Raw genomic sequence first — 11,764 nt, 5'->3', positions numbered from 1 at the left:
GCTGGCCGTTGAAGTTGATGTCGGGGTAGATGCACACGAACCCGCGCGGACACGCGATCTGGTCCCGGGCCACGGTGAGGATACCCGCAGGGGTGGCGGCGTCGGCGGGGGAGAGGCCGGCCAGTGAGGCGGCCAGGACGGTCGTGGTGACGGTAGCGAGCAGCGGGGTCGCTCCAGTGCGGAGGCGCCCCAGGCGCGGAAGTCTCATGACATCCGTCTGTCCAGGCGGAACGGTTCGCTATTCGGTCGCCCCGCGACGTTCATCCAGAGGAGTGACGACACCGGCTTGGCCGCTGCCGCGCCGAATGAGGTGCTGCTGAGCCGCCGCCCTCACAGGCGGCGCGCGGTCCCACCCCATCTTTGAACCCCCGACTGGTCTCCTCGCGCTCACCCGACTTCAGAGCGATAAGTGCAGACACTGCCGAACGCGAACCTCAGTCGGACGGCGTGACCGGGGACCACATGCCGAACCACTGCTCGGCGCCCCATTCTTCATACCGTTGCACCTCGGTGAACCCCAGCTTCGCCGCGAGGCGCATCGAGCGTTCGTTGGCGGTCTGGGTGGTGAGCACCACCGGCTCGCCGAGCAGCGCTCCGGCGCACCAGTCGAGTGCCGCCGAGCACGCCTCCGCGGCGTACCCGTGTCCCCACGCCTGCGGCAGGAACATGTAGCCGAGTTCGACCTCCGAGGCGCCGGAGCGGACGTGGACCGGATGCTCCGGGTCGCGCCGTTCGAGCGTGACGATCCCGATCATCGCCCCGTCGAGACCGGCCACGAACAGGCCAGGGCGCCGCTTGGGTGTATCGGGCACCGCACGCTCGAACTCGTCACGCTGTCGGGGGCCGCCGATGTAGGTACCCACCTCGGGCGAGGTGAACAACTCGATGACCGCCGAGCGGTCGCGGGCCTCGGGCTCACGGAGCACGAGCCTCTCGGTCTTGATCGGGGCAGGTGGCCAGGCACGAGTCCTAACTCAGTCATGCAGGCCAGCTAATCAGCAGGCTCCGTAGCGATCAAGACTCGCGGGTACCGGGGCCGGGCCGAGCGCACCGGGCGACGGTACCGATCAGTGGCCGAGGACCTCACCGACGGTGAACCCGCAGTGGCGAATGATCCAGCCGACCGGACAGGACGAAGCGGAGCCTGAGCTGGGCCGCCGGTGTTGAGCTGGCGTTGTTCGACCGCTCCGTCCGGTGGTCATCTACCGACGGCGTGGCGACATGCACCTGTCCGCCGAGTGGCTCGTGCTCACCGGTCGTGTGCCCCCTGCAGCCGAAGGACGACATTCCCCTGACGGAACATTGCCCCGTATAAGGCGTTATGCACCTCGTTTAGGGGTGGCGGAGGGTGGCGCTTTAGCGCGTGAGCCCCCAGTGGGCATATGCGCACCGCGCACGCCCGGCAGACTTCCGTGTCGAACGGATCGTGATGAACCCCTCGCGCTCCGTTTCTGTCCGTGGCGCGCCCACCGGTCGGTGGTCCTACGGGCAGCCCCTGGCCAGTCCCTTGTTGTTAGGAGGCGTCGATCGCACGCGAGACGTGCGGCGATACCCATGATGTCCAGTTCTCTCATACATGATGTCGGCGCCCAGTACGCGGCCGAGGCGATGTTCGGACTCACCGTTCTCGGGCTCGGCGCCCTGCGGGCCCGCTGGCGCCGCAGAAACCGCCTCCTCGGCCAGGGCGCGACCCGTACCGAGGCAAGTTGGCCGGCCGCCGGGAGCGAGGAGCACGACGCGGGCAAGCCCGCCGGAATCGAACACCTGGTTGCGAGCGCACCTGCCTGTGGCGAGCGTATGTCGTCCGAAGGACGACGCGAGGTGTCGTCATGAAGACGACAGGAGGCGCCGAGGAGGTGCGGCGCGCTAGGGAACACAACCGGGCACGGGCATGGACCTTGATGACCGCTCATCTGCCGGACACTCGCAAAGTCCCCCGCTACAGTCCCGACCGCCCAGGGGCCTTGAAAGACATCGCTCCGGCCTACGACCGGATCTGCCGGCAAGCCGCCGGCGTCGGCGACTTCAATGCCACGGACACGGAAGTCCTGGCCGCGCTGCTGGCCATCCGGATGCTCCGCGAAAAACTGGACCATGACGAGCACAGGCTCGCTTCCCTGGCCCGCAGCCGGCGGATCACCTGGGCGCGCATCGCCGAATGGCAGGAGCTCAGCGGCCGTCAGGCTGCCGAGCGACGCCACCTTCAACTCGGCCAACCCTCCCAGACCGAGGACGGGCGGGCGCATGCCACTCAGAGCGAACGGGTGGAAAACGTTCGCGCCCGCCGTGTTCGCCTGGCCGAGCGGCAGTGGGCCATGAAGAACGCAGGGCGGATCCGCAGAGCCGCCGCCCAGTTGGCATCGGTCGAAGACCTGCAACAACGGGTGGAGAACTCGCACGAGGCCCGCGTACTGAGGGCCCCCACCAACCACACCAAGTACCCGGCCAAGGAACCCAGGACACCCCTCGTGTGGCCCAGCTCCCTACGGGAAGCCGTGGCCGAAGCCGAACGGCTCCGCACGCAGCCACCGCCCCACACCGGTGACAGCCTTCACTCGCCCGAAGACCAGCGCCAGCAGCAGGAGGCCGACACCGCGCACCGCCTGCTGGGGCTGATCGCCTACGCCGCCAACCCCCGCAACATCGATCTGTCCGACCTCCCCGACCTGGCCGACGCGATCCGCGACATCTGCAACGACTCCCAGGAAGCCGGGAACGGGCGACGCCGCCCTGGCATGCAACGCCATCACGGATAGAGCCGGTCGCGTCGGCGAAGGCCCTTACGAGTGGGACTGCCTCGGGTGTCGTGATGTCTTTCGTCCAGCCGAGCCAGCCGCCGCACTGCAACCGGAGGAACGGGGCCCTGCACGGGGCGGGGGAGTGACGGCAACGCCTGCATGAGGGCGACAAGCCGCCGTTGCTGCCTCACACCCCGCAGCTGACACCCAGCAGCGGTGAACACGACTGGACGAGAGGGGTCACGGTCAGCAACCTGGCGCATTTCACCAGAGCGGCCTTCATTTTGCCGGTTCGGGCATGCGGCGGTCCCCTGTTCGGCCCACTGTAGAAGCGGACCGGCAACTGCCCGCGTCTCTGCCCACCAGGGTGCAGCGGCTGGACGGCGCCGATTACGAGGCTCCACACGTGGCCAGCGCGGTTCGCGCCAGCCCGCGCAGCCAGGCGTGGGCGTGGTCGGTGTCATAGCGCTGATGCCACGACAGGTATATCGGCGCCGACGGCAATTCGAGCGGTAGGGGGAGCACGACCAGGCCGCGGTCGGCGACCGCTGACCTCGTGGTGGCCTCGGGGACGCTGATCAGGATGTCGGAGCCGCGCGCGAACTCCAGCGCGGCCGCTTCCGTGGGCGCGGTCGCCACCACGCGGCGCGTGAGGCCGAGCCGCGCGAGGGCGTCGTCGATGGCATTGCTGTGGTTTCCGCGTCGAGAGACGGTGACGTGCTCAGCGGCGGCGTACCGCTTTGCGGTGACGGTCCTGACGCGGGTGAGGGGGTGCCCCTGCCTGACGACGATGACGAGGCGCGTCTCGCCCACGTGCTCGGCACGGATGTCCGGTGCACCCGGGTGGTTGGCGTTCGCCTCCAGGTCGACCTCCCCGCGCCGCAACTCGGGGGTGTCGACGCTCGATTCCGCGACGAAGCGCAATCGCACGCCTGGCGCCTGTCCGCGCACGGCCGCGAGCAGTGCGGGGCCGCTCAAGGCGACCAGGGAATCATGCCAGCGGAGCGTGAACGTGCGCTCCATCGTTGCCAGATCGAGTTCACGGCTCGGTGCCAGCACCCCCTGGACCTGGTGCAGCAGCTCATGCACCTGTTCCCGGACGGCGATCGCATACGGCGTCGGGGTCATCGTGCGGCCGGTGCGCACCAGGATCTGATCCCCGGTCGTGCGCCGAATCCGGCCCAGACTCCGGCTCATCGCGGGGGCGGTGACATGCAGGCGCGCCGCCGCTCCGGCCACACTGCCCTCCTCCAGCAGCGCGTCGAGCGCGGTGAGCAGGTTCAAATCCAGTTGCATGTGAGTAATCCCAGACGTGTCTGACATGCATTTGAAGTTAATCGTAGAGCTGCATACCGTGAGGTGAAAGCGCAAGCAACAAAGCGCAGTTGGGCCCTCGATCCGCCTCAGCCCCCTCCACAGACGGGAATACCACCATGTCCGAAACGCTTCAGACCACCGATGTCGCCGCCTCTGACGCCGACCTGCTCGCCCAGACCGCGATCGCCGTGCGTGAGGCGGGTTCGGCACTGCGCGACCGCTTCGGCGAGGTGGTCCGTTACCAGACCCGACAAGAGCTCATGCGCGCGCTCGCCGCCAACGACGACACGGCCCTCGACATCCTGCGCCCCCGCCTCACGCGCCTGCGCCCGGACGCCGGCTGGGTGGAGGACGAGCTGGACGGCGGGGCGCTGCCGCCCGGCGAATGGTGGGTCGTGGATCCGGCCGAAGGCAACGTCAACCACCTGCACGCCCTGCCGGAGTGGGCGGTAACCGCCACCCTCGTGCGTGAGAACCAACCGGTGCTCACTGCGGTCCACCTGCCGTTGACCGGCGAGACCTACACCGCGCTCACCGGCGCGGGCGCCCACCTCGACGGACACCCGCTGCACGTCTCACAGACCGCGGACCTCGGCCTGAGCATCGTGGCCACCAGCCAGGCCCGGCCGGACGAGGACGAAAAGGTCGTGCGGCGCGTCGGCTCCTCGATCACTGCGATGCTCTTCGACGCCCTCGTCGTCCGCGCCGCCGTGCCCGCGACCCTGCACCTGCTGAACGTGGCCGCCGGTCGGATCGACGCCTTCTGGCAGTTCGCCGGTGCACGCGCGGACCTGCTTCCCGGAGCGCTGCTCGTCACCGAGGCCGGCGGCCGAATCTCCGACGCCGAGGGCCACCCCTGGACCCCACAGAGCCAGAGCTTCCTGGCTGCCGCGCCTGGCGTCCACGCCGAGGCCGTATCCACGCTCTCGCGCTGACCACGCAGCACAACCCCCAGGCACGGAAGGACCACATCATCATGACCACGATCGCAGTTCTTGGAAACGGCCGCGTCGGCGGCAACCTGGCCGCAGCCCTCGCCCGGGCAGGACACGAAGTCACCGTGGCGGACCGCACACCGGGCGTCGCCGCCGACGCCGCCCGGAGTGCCCGGATCGTCGTTAACGCCACCCCGGGTGCCGGTTCGCTGGACCGGCTCGCCGCTCTGCGCGAAGAACTCCGGCACAAGATCCTCGTCGACGTCTCCAACGCGACCACCGACGGCCCGGACGGACTGCCCGCCGATCTGATCTATCCCGGCTCAAGCCTCGCCGAACAACTCCAGGACGCGCTCCCCGAAACGCGCGTCGTCAAAACACTCAACACCATGCTCTTCCCGGTGATGACCTCGCCGGCCACGCTCCCCCAGACTCCGACCGCGTTCCTCTCCGGCGAGGACCCGCAGGCCAAGCAGACCGTCCGCGAACTGCTCACCGACCTCGGCTGGCACAAGGAATGGATCACCGACCTCGGCGGGATCCGGACCGCCCGCGCCACAGAGGCCGCGATCCTGTTCGTCCCGCACGTCATTCGGTCCGCCGGATTCACGCCCTTCGCGGTCTCAATCGCCCGCTGACTGTCGGGCTGCGCTGGCTGGAGGTAGCCGGAGACGGCGCGTGGCATGACCGGTTTCTGCTCTTCGCCCAGACCCGGGCCGCCCTTATAGGCCCCTCGCAGCGGCTTGGCCACGATCCCCCCTGTTCCTTCGAGCGCTGCGTACCAGGGCAGGGTCTCGCCCAGGTCATTGGTCGACCACACCGTCACGATCGACGGCCCGGCGTCGGCGAGCACGTCCAGGAGGACCTGGCGGCACTCCGTGTGGGACGCGGGCGCAGGCAGGCAAGCCTGGATGGGCCAAGACGTAGAACGCGCTGGCGGGTGTGCTTCCAGAGTCCGTCCGCAAGGGTGCGCCCTCACCTCTTGTCGGCGTACGGACCTTTCTCCCCAGTTGCGTGCGGATGAACGTCCCCAGCTCTGACCGCAGACAGCGACAGCACGGCAGAGGATCTCGGTTGAGATCGATGCCCCGGCCAGGGACACTCGCGCGATGAGCCAGAAGAAAATGCCTGAACCCATCGAGCAAGGGTGGGACGAGCCCTGGTATCGGGTCCGTAGGGACGGCTTCGAGGCGTCGTTTCTGCCCAGCGACGGCGAGGACCTGGACGAGGTCTGCAACGTCGACGTCTTCGTGACTCTGAAGGATGGATCTCGTTGGACCGCCACCGTGTTCACCGTCGCTGAAGTCGAGCGGCTGATGAAACTCTGGGCAGGAACCGACGAGGCACTCGGCGGCCGGTACTTCTGGGTCTCGCACGGCCTGATCGTCAGGGATCCTGGCATCGGCAACATGACCGGCGTGATCGCTGGACTGATCGAGAACGGCGAGTTCTCCGAGATCTTTCAGCCAGTGATCAACGACTGATCTAAGTGCTGGCCGCCGGAAGCGACGTGGGGCTCATGCCACGTCGTTCTCTCGCTCGATCGCCTTGAGGAGGTTCTTGAGCCGGTAGCTGGGACCGTTGATGGAGATCACTTCGCAGTGGTGGAGGAGGCCGTCGAGGATGGCTGTGGCGAGGACCTCGTCGCCGAAGACCTGGCCCCATTCGCTGAAGGTGTTGTTCGAGGTCAGGATGATTGAGCCCTTCTCGTAACGCTTGGAGATCACCTGGAGACCAGGTTCGCCTCGGCTCGTTCGAGGGGCTGGTAGCCGACCTCATCGACAACGAGAACGCTGGGCCGCAGGTAGGTGCCGAGCTTGTTCGTCAGTCGTCCGGCGGCCTCGGCGGCTTACGTGTACGCCGACGCCTCTCAGCGCTCTTTTGCCGGCTCTGGTGTCCCCGACCGTGGGGCCGTCGGCGCAATCGGAGGTCTCCTGACGTAGGCCCGCCAGCGTATCGGGCTGAGTGCGCTCAGATCACACCCAAGGAACTCACCGAGCACGCAGTGATCGTAGCTAGCCGCTGCTCAGGGGCGTGGTGTGATCCGGCACCGAGCGGTCACCGCCCACCAGTACACCGATGCGCTGAGCACGACCCCCGCACTCACACAGCGGCTCCCGCAGCGCCAGCCCCGGCGGGATTCCGGGCGCAGGCGTCGTACTGCCGGGCCTGGTGTCCGACTCCCCACGATCAGGCGGTACGCGGCCTGATCGAGGGCCAGCACGGGCGCTGTGTGTCAGGTGAGTAGTGCGAAAATTAGAGCCCCGGTTCGTCTTCCACGGCAACCTCGTGATCGGGCCCACGGAGAAGAGCCGGGCGCCGGTCGGAGGAGCCCACGCGTGCCTGGGTCTGTCCCCGAACTTCTGCGCCCTCTTCGACATGTGGATGGCGCAGACTCATCAGTCGCTGTCTGCGATTTCGGTCTCTGCGAGGAGGCGGGCCGCGAGGTCGTCGGCCCACTGCAGGGCCCAGGCGCGCAGTGCGGTGATGGTGGGAGGGTCGAGCCCGTAGGCGGCAAAGGCTTCGTCGTCGGTCCACTCGGCGCCCGTGAGGTTTGCCTGCAGATCCTCACGCTCGAAGCGGCCGCGGGCGTGACGGCGGCCGAACTCCTCGAGCTCGACATTGCTCCAGCGGCGGGAGGCTGCGTAGACGTCGATCAGGTCGCGGGGCGCTCCGCGGTCGGCTAGGGCACGGACCTTCGTGCCGATTACGTCCTCCTCCGCGAGGACAGGTCCGTAGGGGCTCTGGGTGACGGGCCGCGAAAAGATCTCCTTGAGGACATCGACTTCGCAGTCCTGCTCGGTGACGGGGTCGGTCACGGTGAAGCGGGCGGACAGCGGAGCCGTCTCGAGCGCGTGCACCGTCCAGCCCCGGGCTTCCAAGCCGGCGCGGAGCGTGGCCGCGATGTCGGCCATGGGTGCCGGGTTCTCGGTGGCGACATCGAGATCCTGACTGGGGCGGTTCACGAGGCGGTGCGCTCGCACGGCGTAGCCGCCGGTGAGGACCAGCGGATATTGCGAGCCGAGCGCGATCACATCCGCCAGGAGCCGCGTGTGCAGCTCCGGCATCTGTGTCACGCGGCCGCCTGGGCGCGGGCGGCGAGCTGGGGGAAGGCTTCTTCCCACACGGAGGCCACGCTGCGACCGACGAGTGGGCGCAGCACCGGCCACATCTGCAGAAGAAGATCCCGGTTGAGGAATCGGGGGAGATCATCGCGCAGGCCCTCGTGCAGGACCGTGCGGTACAGGCCCATGCGCTGACGGGGCTTGCCCAGGTCGTAGACGGTCATCCCCGACCAGGCCACGTGCAGCGGCAGCTCCACGACCCCCTCGATCGGGCCGCGCAACTCGTCCAGGGACTCCGGCAGACGCTGCCGAAACTTCTCCCGGTACAGCGCGAGGTCCTCGGCGACCGCACCGAAGAGGTCACTCGGCGCGGTTCCGGGCTGCTGCGGGCTGAAGGACATGCCCCCATTATGGCGGCAGGGCAGTAGTGAGGGTCATGATCTGTGAGCTCGCGTCTGTCCAGCCCAAGGCCGATCCGCCCGTCCGTGGAGAATCCCTCGGTGCGGCGCCGCTCGAGCGGCGTGAAAGACGTTGCGCGCACATCATGCGCCACCAGCCCGGCCGCCAGCCGCCGCGCGTTGGACCGAGACCGCGGTGAACCCGGACCCCGTTGCCAGAGCGAGCCGGGGCCGTTGAGCGGGGCATGGGAACCACGATCAGGACTTTCACCGCCACGGTGATGCTCGCGGCCGCCATCATGCTGCCCGGCCCGGCGCCGGCCTCCGCGGCGGCAGACGTTCACCGGGGCGACTGCGGGCCGTACAGGCTGTCCGACGACCGCGTGTGCCTGATGGCCGCCCGCGGCACGCAACGCAACTCCTGGCGGGTCACGGTCGACCTGCACATACACCACCAGCGGGGCCACGACTGGGTATTCGCTGCGGGCCTGGTCGGCACGGGCGGCCACGTCTGGCTGGGACGCCGGCACGCCGGCCGCACCCGGATGCTGGGCCGAATCACCGCGGAAGGAGAGGCGATCGTCTCGCAGGGGCAGTACCACTCGATGTACGACGGCCCCGGCCGCCGGGCGCGGGCCTGCGGGGACGCCAAGGGCGGCCAACTGCGCGTCTGCACCGCCTGGCACTGACCACCGCACTGGCACCCGGCCTCCGCTCCGGGGTCTACCCATGGTCAGAGATCCCAACTACCGGCCCGTGGCTTTGGTCCCGAGAACCGGCTCTGGCTCACATTTCGTGGAGGTGTTACGGAGAGTCCGATCTTCGGAGCCATGCGATGGCGGTCGGGGGCCGCGAAGCTTTGTTGAGGTGAGGTGAGTTCCAGGGCCCGGTCGTCGCGTCCGGCGCCGAGCCAGCGTTCGTACCAGTTGAGGAAGTCGGTGGCGGAGGAGACGTTGGGGCCCCACCACCCATCGCTGTTGCCGATGAAGACGCGGCTGGTGAGGGGGGCGCTCACCGCGATGACGCATACGTCGGTGCAGCCCATTTCGATGACGTGGAGGAAGAGGTTGCGTCCGTGGGCCCCCAATTCTGCGCGGTCGAAGCCACGCGGGTGCCCCCGTCCTGCGGACTCATGGCAGGGAACACCTCCAGCGGCAGGACTCCGGCGCGGCCCCGCCTACTGAGGTTGAACTCGTGGAGTCGTAGAGGCTGACGGCTCGTAGTCTGTGCGGTATCACCAGGACATGCGGTATCCACAAGGGGGCGGGCTGACCGCCGAACGCCAGCAGTTCCGCGAGGAGTTACGACTGAAGGCGGCTCAGAGGTTCGCCCAGGGTGAGGCGAGCTCCGTGATCGCTAAGGACCTGCGGGTCAGCGTCCGCTCCGTGCAGCGGTGGCGGCGGATGTGGGACGAGGGCGGTCCGCGGGCCCTAAGGTCGCAGGGACCTGCGTCGCTGCCGAGGATGACCAGAAGCAGTTCAACCAACTGGAAGCGGAGCTGGCCAAGGGGCCGGCCGCGCACGGCTGGGAGGATCAGCGCTGGACCCTAAGCCGTGTGAAGGCGGTGATCGGACGGCGTTTCCATCTGACGTACACGGTCCAGGGCGTGCGCAAGCTGCTGGTGCGTAACGGCTGGTCCTGCCAGGTCCCGGCCCGACGTGCCATGGAGAGGGATGACGCCGCGGTGGCCGGGTGGGTCAAGGAGGTGTGGCCCTGCGCGGAAGGCTCGCGGCGGCGAGTGGAGCCTGGCTGGTCTTCGAGGACGAGGCCGGTTTCTCCATGACGCCGCCGCAGGCGAAGACCTGGTCGCAGCGCGGGCGGACTCCGGTGGTGAGGGTCCGTGGCCGGTCCCGCAGACGGATATCGATCGCCGCGCTGACCTGCTACAAACCCGGCCACCGGTCTCGACTGATCTACCGGCCGCGCCGGGACGACGGCCAACGCGACGGACGTAAGAGCTTCTCCTGGCGCGACTACCGGGACCTGCTGATCAACGCCCACCAGCAGCTCGGCGGCCCGATCGTGCTCGTCTGGGACAACTTGAACGTGCACAGGGCCGCCGGCCTGCGGGAGTTCGCCGAAGCGCGGGACTGGCTGACGATCTACTATTTGCCGCCCTACGCGCCCGACCTCAACCCCGTCGAAGGGATCTGGTCGCTGCTGCGGCGCGGCTGGCTCTCCAATGTCGCCTTCAGCACCCCCGAACACCTCGTCCGGCGCATCCGACGCGGCCTGCGGCACATCCAGTACCGCAGCGACCTCATAGACGGCTGTCTCGCCGAGACCGGCCTGACCATCAGACCCACCTGAACAACCCAGCAACACCACGAGTTCAACCCCAGTCGCCCTGTGAACGGTCATGGTTGGTGATGACCCACTGCCACCCTCCCGGCGACTCGTCTGCCGCCCCTGGACACATGGGACGAGAACCAGGTAGGCGATCATCGTGTGATGGATACAGGTATGTGGCCGACGTTGCCGGACGCGGAACGGGATCAGTGGGTTTACCTCCCCGGGCAGACCCTGGGGCCGCTACGCATGGATATGCATCGCAAGGAGGTCGTCGCGACTCTGGCCGCGCATGGGTTTGCTACGCAGTCCGACGGGCGCATCGGGGGATGGGATTTTATACATTTCGCCAAGGAGGGCAGCCCGGTAATCAAGGCGGCGGTGGAGTGCTACTTCCACGAGGACGGGGAACTGGCCTACGTCCTCGTCGACGGCCGGTTTGGCCCACAGGTGGCCTGTGAAGGGATTCGGCTCATCGGACGTGTGCCGTCGCAACTCGCGCAGGAGATGGAGGACTACGCAATCGAGCACGACACCGGCATCCGGTTCAGTTACGGCGGCGACTGCTTCTGCGACGGCTTCCAGCTCGAAATCGGCGCACAGCGTGCCAGCGACCACGTTGTGTCCTGGGCCCTCTTCTTCATTGCCGAAGGGGACCCTTCCCTCCCGCGCGACGCCGCTCCCGCGGCGATCTGGCACCGCTGGTAGACGACATCACGAGTTCAACCTCAGTAACACGACTCAGTTCTTCAGGTCCGCAGCGACGCGCCCTAATCACGCGAGTGAGGACACGTCAGCATGTCACCTGAAAAGCCTAATGGTATGTCAATCGACCTTTCTGGATCGGTATGTGATGTTCCATCAGTTAGTGGAGAAGATTCAAGAATGCTCTGTTCGGAGCTGAAGCCCGATCTTACGATATGCCGGTCATGTCGGCTGTAGGTAGGTTCATTCATGAGTCGGCCCGACGGGTCGGCGTCTCTCTGTGTGACAGGAGATCGTGAGATGAAGCTTCGTTCGAC

The 11,764-nt window shown here is 67.7% G+C and carries 12 protein-coding genes and 3 pseudogenes; 8 read left to right on the top strand and 7 right to left on the bottom strand.

Translation table 11 applies throughout. From position 1 onward, the window contains the following. A pseudogene (locus tag GT030_RS30020) lies at positions 1-208 on the bottom strand (peptidase inhibitor family I36 protein); the annotation flags it as partial. Between the two features lie 226 nt (positions 209-434). Further along, entirely contained in the window at positions 435-926 is a 492-nt protein-coding gene (locus GT030_RS30015) for a GNAT family N-acetyltransferase (protein WP_346009771.1), read from the bottom strand. A gap of 903 nt (positions 927-1,829) precedes the next feature. On the opposite strand from GT030_RS30015, the gene GT030_RS30010 reads away from it, so the two are divergent. Then, entirely contained in the window at positions 1,830-2,756 is a 927-nt protein-coding gene (locus GT030_RS30010) for a hypothetical protein (protein ID WP_161203782.1), read from the top strand. Between the two features lie 372 nt (positions 2,757-3,128). On the opposite strand, the gene GT030_RS30005 is transcribed toward GT030_RS30010, so the two are convergent. Continuing rightward, positions 3,129-4,034 (bottom strand): LysR family transcriptional regulator, encoded by a 906-nt coding sequence (locus tag GT030_RS30005; protein ID WP_161203783.1) that lies wholly within the window; start codon positions 4,032-4,034, stop codon positions 3,129-3,131. A gap of 137 nt (positions 4,035-4,171) precedes the next feature. Here GT030_RS30005 and GT030_RS30000 point away from each other — a divergent pair, with 137 nt between their 5' ends. The 3 genes from GT030_RS30000 to GT030_RS29990 all read left to right on the top strand — a co-directional run bounded on the left by GT030_RS30000 (position 4,172) and on the right by GT030_RS29990 (position 6,474). Beyond that, the gene (locus GT030_RS30000; protein ID WP_161203781.1) at positions 4,172-4,990 is read left to right on the top strand and encodes a 3'(2'),5'-bisphosphate nucleotidase CysQ; all 819 of its coding nucleotides are present in this window, start codon (positions 4,172-4,174) and stop codon (positions 4,988-4,990) included. Positions 4,991-5,031: 41 nt separating this feature from the next. Next, a complete protein-coding gene (locus GT030_RS29995) occupies positions 5,032-5,628 on the top strand; it encodes an NAD(P)-binding domain-containing protein (RefSeq protein ID WP_161203780.1) in 597 nt (198 codons plus the stop codon). Between the two features lie 471 nt (positions 5,629-6,099). Beyond that, positions 6,100-6,474 (top strand): hypothetical protein, encoded by a 375-nt coding sequence (locus tag GT030_RS29990; protein WP_161203779.1) that lies wholly within the window; start codon positions 6,100-6,102, stop codon positions 6,472-6,474. 33 nt (positions 6,475-6,507) lie between these two features. On the opposite strand, the pseudogene GT030_RS29985 reads toward GT030_RS29990, so the two are convergent. The 3 genes and pseudogenes from GT030_RS29985 to GT030_RS29975 form a co-directional block, all read right to left on the bottom strand. After that, positions 6,508-6,782, bottom strand: a pseudogene (locus GT030_RS29985) (ATP-binding protein); the annotation flags it as partial. A 607-nt stretch (positions 6,783-7,389) separates the two neighbouring features. After that, positions 7,390-8,058 carry a nucleotidyl transferase AbiEii/AbiGii toxin family protein gene (locus GT030_RS29980; protein ID WP_202460734.1) on the bottom strand — a complete coding sequence of 223 codons (669 nt, stop codon included), beginning with the start codon at positions 8,056-8,058 and terminating at the stop codon, positions 7,390-7,392. Positions 8,059-8,063: 5 nt separating this feature from the next. Continuing rightward, complete coding sequence (locus GT030_RS29975; protein ID WP_161203777.1) at positions 8,064-8,456, bottom strand: hypothetical protein; 393 nt, start codon at positions 8,454-8,456, stop codon at positions 8,064-8,066. 242 nt (positions 8,457-8,698) lie between these two features. Between GT030_RS29975 and GT030_RS29970 the strand changes: the two genes are divergently transcribed. Next, on the top strand, positions 8,699-9,142 hold the full coding sequence (locus GT030_RS29970) for a hypothetical protein (protein ID WP_161203776.1): 444 nt from the start codon (positions 8,699-8,701) through the stop codon (positions 9,140-9,142). 44 nt (positions 9,143-9,186) lie between these two features. Here GT030_RS29970 and GT030_RS29965 read toward each other — a convergent pair whose 3' ends face one another. Then, positions 9,187-9,540, bottom strand: coding sequence for a hypothetical protein (locus GT030_RS29965; protein WP_346009770.1), 354 nt, complete (start codon positions 9,538-9,540; stop codon positions 9,187-9,189). A 157-nt stretch (positions 9,541-9,697) separates the two neighbouring features. Here GT030_RS29965 and GT030_RS29960 point away from each other — a divergent pair. The 3 genes and pseudogenes from GT030_RS29960 (at position 9,698) to GT030_RS29950 (ending at position 11,450) form a co-directional block, all read left to right on the top strand. After that, positions 9,698-10,236, top strand: a pseudogene (locus GT030_RS29960) (winged helix-turn-helix domain-containing protein). After that, a complete protein-coding gene (locus GT030_RS29955; RefSeq protein ID WP_237522919.1) occupies positions 10,233-10,763 on the top strand; it encodes a transposase in 531 nt (176 codons plus the stop codon). Before GT030_RS29960 ends, GT030_RS29955 begins: the two are co-directional and overlap by 4 nt. 141 nt (positions 10,764-10,904) lie before the next feature. Further along, complete coding sequence (locus GT030_RS29950; protein WP_161203774.1) at positions 10,905-11,450, top strand: hypothetical protein; 546 nt, start codon at positions 10,905-10,907, stop codon at positions 11,448-11,450. Positions 11,451-11,764 lie beyond the last annotated feature (314 nt).

This window comes from Streptomyces sp. SID1328 (assembly GCF_009865595.1).
Lineage (GTDB): Bacteria > Actinomycetota > Actinomycetes > Streptomycetales > Streptomycetaceae > Streptomyces > Streptomyces griseoluteus.
The sequence above is the reverse complement of the archived record's forward strand: the minus strand, read 5'-3'. Positions and strand labels throughout refer to the sequence as shown.

Excerpts from the sequence above, each read along its gene's own strand:
- GT030_RS29975 (WP_161203777.1), bottom strand. The coding sequence starts at position 8,456 with ATGTCCTTCAGCCCGCAGCAGCCCGGAACCGCGCCGAGTGACCTCTTC.
- GT030_RS29995 (WP_161203780.1), top strand. The coding sequence starts at position 5,032 with ATGACCACGATCGCAGTTCTTGGAAACGGCCGCGTCGGCGGCAACCTG.
- GT030_RS29970 (WP_161203776.1), top strand. The coding sequence starts at position 8,699 with ATGGGAACCACGATCAGGACTTTCACCGCCACGGTGATGCTCGCGGCC.
- GT030_RS30000 (WP_161203781.1), top strand. The coding sequence starts at position 4,172 with ATGTCCGAAACGCTTCAGACCACCGATGTCGCCGCCTCTGACGCCGAC.
- GT030_RS29990 (WP_161203779.1), top strand. The coding sequence starts at position 6,100 with ATGAGCCAGAAGAAAATGCCTGAACCCATCGAGCAAGGGTGGGACGAG.
- GT030_RS29955 (WP_237522919.1), top strand. The coding sequence starts at position 10,233 with ATGACGCCGCCGCAGGCGAAGACCTGGTCGCAGCGCGGGCGGACTCCG.
- GT030_RS29980 (WP_202460734.1), bottom strand. The coding sequence starts at position 8,058 with ATGCCGGAGCTGCACACGCGGCTCCTGGCGGATGTGATCGCGCTCGGC.
- GT030_RS30005 (WP_161203783.1), bottom strand. The coding sequence starts at position 4,034 with ATGCAACTGGATTTGAACCTGCTCACCGCGCTCGACGCGCTGCTGGAG.
- GT030_RS30010 (WP_161203782.1), top strand. The coding sequence starts at position 1,830 with ATGAAGACGACAGGAGGCGCCGAGGAGGTGCGGCGCGCTAGGGAACAC.
- GT030_RS29950 (WP_161203774.1), top strand. The coding sequence starts at position 10,905 with ATGGATACAGGTATGTGGCCGACGTTGCCGGACGCGGAACGGGATCAG.